This is a genomic window from Streptomyces sp. GbtcB7 (genome assembly GCF_019091445.1).
GTDB classification, from domain to species: Bacteria; Actinomycetota; Actinomycetes; order Streptomycetales; family Streptomycetaceae; genus Streptomyces; species Streptomyces mirabilis.
On record NZ_JAGXJM010000789.1, the window covers coordinates 1 to 229 of the forward strand.

The 229-nt window shown below is 76.0% G+C and carries 1 protein-coding gene; it reads right to left on the reverse strand.

Annotated elements, in window-relative coordinates:
* A partial coding sequence (locus tag KVT44_RS57565) for a hypothetical protein (RefSeq protein ID WP_217577273.1) occupies positions 1 to 229 on the reverse strand: 229 nt, incomplete at both ends.

The window sequence follows — 229 nt, forward strand, 5'->3', positions numbered from 1 at the left end:
CGACGACCCCCTTCACCACCTGCCACAGATCGGCCCGCGTCTTCTTGAGGTCCTCCAGCTGCTCGCTGGGGAACATGTGACACTCCCCCAACGCGGCGAACTCCTCCAACGCCAGCGGATTGACCTTCCCCAGCTGCGCGGAGCCCCGCTCGGCCGCCTTGGGCGGCCGCCCCTGCCCGGCCCGGGGGAGGGGCCGGGGGGGGTGGCGGGGGGGCCCCGGGCCCCCGGG